The sequence below is a fragment of the Chitinophaga sp. genome, assembly GCF_036566945.1.
GTDB lineage: Bacteria > Bacteroidota > Bacteroidia > Chitinophagales > Chitinophagaceae > Chitinophaga.
Genome location: NZ_DATCVJ010000233.1, coordinates 1 through 3642 on the forward strand (window position 1 = coordinate 1; position 3642 = coordinate 3642).

Here is a 3642-nt window from a genome sequence, read left to right on the forward strand (position 1 = left end):
TATGTTATTTTTAATAGATTTGCACCTTATTTGGCCGGCGCCAGGTAAGATTGTTTCCAAAAGATATTCGAGAAAGTTTAGATCCTATTATACATGTTAAGAAAATTATTGTTGGTCCAACTGTTCCTGTTTATAGGTTTGTGTGTAATGGCGCAGGTTCCGTCTCCAGCTCAGATAAGGCAAGTAAACGTAGATAATTTATCGGACGATCAGATCAGACATATTGTTGCTGAAATGAAGCAGAATAATATGACGATGGCTGATATTGATTCCTATGCAGAACAGAAGGGGGTGCCTCCGGCAGAAGCAGAGAAGCTGAAGAGCAGGATAATGATGATGGGACTGGATAAAACTTTGGACAAGAAAAAAAATTCGGAAACCTTTCAGCAGGATAATCAGTATTCTGGCAGGTCATTTAACGACTCAGATACCAGTCGGGTAGACCTTTTCCGGCAGGGTTCAGATCCATCGGATGTTAAACGGAAGAAAATATTTGGTGCAGACTTGTTCAGCAATAAGAATCTCACATTTGAGCCTAATCTGAGAATCCCAACACCTTCTAATTACAGACTCGCTGCTAATGACCAGATAATGATTGATGTGTATGGATATTCAGAAGTGCAGTATAAGCTGACTGTAACGGAAGAAGGATATATCCGTATTCCAAACGTGGGGCCTGTTTATGTTAATGGTCTGACAATGGAAGAGGCAAAAACGAGAATTACCAAACAATTGTCTGCTATCTATTCCACTATATCAACTGGTAAAACTTTTGTACAAACTTCACTGGGAGATATTCGTAGCATCCGGGTTTTAATGATAGGGGAAATTCAACGGCCAGGTACTTATACGCTGCCTTCATTGGCTTCTGTAGCAAACGCACTATATGTTTCCGGTGGTCCCGATGACAATGGTTCATTTCGTAGCATACAGGTAATCCGTAACGGACAGGTGATTAGTACTTTCGATTTGTACGACTTTCTTACTAAGGGTGATCTGAGCAATAATATTATTTTACAGGATCAGGATATCGTGAAGGTAAACCCATACAAAACAAGGGTAGAATTGATAGGGGAGGTAAAACGTCCGGCAATTTTTGAGGCAAAGGATAATGAAACACTCCAATCCATAATTGATTATGCTGGTGGATATACTGATGGTTCTTTCAAAGATAATATTACCGGATATCGTATAAACAATAAAGAAAGAGAAGTTATAAATGTAATGGCTGATCAAATTGCCACTTTTAAATTAAAGTCAGGTGACCAGTTTTTTGTAGACTCTATATTGAACCGCTTTAGTAATCGCGTTACTATCAGTGGAGCAGTGTTTCATCCTGGGAACTATGGACTGGAGCAAGGGATGACCATTTTAGATCTGATTAAAAAGGCGGATGGAGTTAGGGAAGAAGCTTCGCTGAATCGTGGTATTATACGTCGTTTGCAAGAAGATTTTACACCTGCTATCATCAGTTTCAACGTACAGGATGTAATCAATGGAAAATCAGTGATCGCAATAAAAAAGGAAGATAGCGTCATCGTTTTTTCCAAGCGTGATTTGAGGCAACAGTTTTCCGTAGCGATTGGTGGAGAGGTGAACAGGCCAGGTTTATTTCCATACGCAGACAGTATGCGGCTGGAAGATCTTGTCTTATTAGCTGGAGGGCTAAAAGATGCTGCGTCAGTGAAACACGTAGAATTATCAAGAAGGATTAGAAAAGGTGACTTCAATAACAAGGACAGTTCAAAGGCTATCATTAAGCAATTTGATATCAGTGCTGACTTAAATAGCATCTCCGACGAACAGATCCTGTTGGAGCCTTTTGATGAAATAGTCATTCGTAAGTTGCCCGGCTATAGCGAGCAGGCTAATATTCTTGTTGACGGAGAAGTTGTGTACCCTGGGCAATATACTATTGTCAATAAAGGAGAGCATATTTCTGATCTTATAGCGAGAGCTGGAGGGCTTAAAGCAGAAGCATTTCCCGAAGGAGCCGTGTTGCTCCGCAAAACTTATATCAACAGTGCGGACAGCGCTTTGCTGGATAGTAAATTGAGCTTGTTTTATAGTAAGTTGGAAGATAGTTCAAGTGTAGCAAGTGTTAGAAGTATGATGGAACGTAAGTATCAGTTGCTTGGAATTAACCTGGCCGATATTTTAAAGAAACACGGATCTAAATATGACATCTTGCTAGAGGAGGGGGATGTATTGAAAATTCCTAAGAGATTGCAAACAGTTCAACTGTTGGGCGAGATTTATTTTCCTAAGAAGATTCGTTATGATAATAGCTATGCTTTCCGGGATTATATAAGAGGTGCCGGTGGTTTTACTTCTTCTGCACTGAAAAGACGTAGTTATATTGTTTATCCTAATGGCGACGTAAAAAGTACCAGGAAGATATTTTTCTTTAATAAGTATCCTAAAGTGAAACCAGGTGCGGAAGTATATGTACCAAGTAAGCGAGAGAAGAAAGGAATAACTGGTCAGGAATTGGTTGGGTTGAGTACTGGTATTGCTTCTATAGCATTGATCATCGTAACAATCTTAACAAGAACTAAGTAGTGTAGTTTTTCGAGCTTAGTAATTTTCAAGCTAAATCCTCAAATGGGACAAGATACAAGACAAATACAAGGAAGTAATGATAATGAATTATCGTTAAGAGATATTATTATAACCTTTAATAAAGGTATAAGGCACTTATTGGGGAAATGGGTAATTATACTGATTTGTGGCGTTAGCGGTGCAGCTGTGGGTTTAGTAGCTTCTCTCCTGTTGAAGAAGAAATATATTGCTGAATTAACTTTTGTACTGGAAGATAGTAAAACAAATCCGCTTGGCTCGTTGATGGGACTTGCGAGTGATTTTGGATTGGATGGAGGAGGAGCAAGTAGTGGTATCTTTTCAGGGGATAATATCTTACAGTTTCTCCAGTCAAGACTGATGATAGAGAAAGCATTATTGTCAGTTGTAAATGTTGGGAATAAGCAGCAGACGTTAGCAGACCTTTATATTCAGGTTTATGACATGAACAAAGGGATGAAAGATATTTCCTCATTGAATGGATTTTATTATCCTGTTAATTTGCCAAGGAATAAATTTACGCGTCAACAGGATAGTATTTTAAATATTCTACAAGCGAAAATAGTAACGAACAATCTGACTGTCGAAAAGCCAGACAAGAAGTTATCGTTCATATCTGTGAAATGTGCGTCTTTAAATGAAATATTCTCTAAATCATTTACAGAGCAACTTGTTGACCTGGCTACTGACTTCTACATTGATACAAAAACAAAACGTAATAAGGAAAATATTGACAGACTTCAGGTGCAGGCTGACTCTATTGAGTTAATGCTTAATAGGAAAACCTACTCGGCTGCTTCTGTAAACGATCTGAACATGAATCCGGCCCGTCAGGTAACAAGAGTAAGCTCAGAGCTTGCGGAACGCGACAAGATGGTTCTGCAGACTATGTATGCCGAAGTCGTGAAAAACCTTGAAATGAGCAAAATTGCTATGGCTCAGGAAAAGCCTCTTATTCAGATCGTAGATACACCTATACTTCCCCTTGAGCAGAAAAAAATGAGAAAAAGCTTGTGTATAGCGGTGGGAGGCTTTATAGGAGGCTTATTGGCACTTATTACC

The 3642-nt window shown here is 39.0% G+C and carries 2 protein-coding genes; both read left to right on the forward strand.

The window, feature by feature from the left end; genetic code table 11:
- Positions 1-93 precede the first annotated feature (93 nt).
- Positions 94-2562, forward strand: coding sequence for an SLBB domain-containing protein (locus VIP81_RS06800; protein ID WP_331957723.1), 2469 nt, complete (start codon positions 94-96; stop codon positions 2560-2562).
- A gap of 42 nt (positions 2563-2604) precedes the next feature.
- The coding region (locus tag VIP81_RS06805; RefSeq protein ID WP_331957725.1) for a hypothetical protein at positions 2605-3642 on the forward strand (1038 nt) is incomplete at its 3' end.